Below are 255 nucleotides of genomic sequence, written 5' to 3' on the forward strand. Positions count from 1 at the left end.
TCGACCGAAGTCGGACGCCTAGCGCTGGACATGGTGTGGGCCGAAATCGTCGTGGCCGCGCTTGCTGGCTCGTTGTTTTATGGTGGCGTCGCCTTGCTGGAGAAGGCTGTTACCTTCTGGCACCCAAGTCAAAGGAAGTCGCGATGACGGATGCCGTACTCTTTGCCTATGTACCGGTATTCCGGCACTATCTCGGTCGAATTGCCGGCCTGTCAGAGCGGGCAAATACAGACCAGTTGGAGTCGCGGCTTTCAC

At 58.0% G+C, this 255-nt stretch carries 1 protein-coding gene; it reads left to right on the top strand.

The window, feature by feature from the left end; genetic code table 11:
* Positions 1-35: 35 nt before the first annotated feature.
* Positions 36-255 (top strand): hypothetical protein (locus tag NXS07_RS21370; protein WP_258087686.1); only part of this gene is annotated, 220 nt, incomplete at its 3' end.

This window comes from Xenorhabdus bovienii, assembly GCF_024721015.1.
Lineage (GTDB): Bacteria > Pseudomonadota > Gammaproteobacteria > Enterobacterales > Enterobacteriaceae > Xenorhabdus > Xenorhabdus bovienii.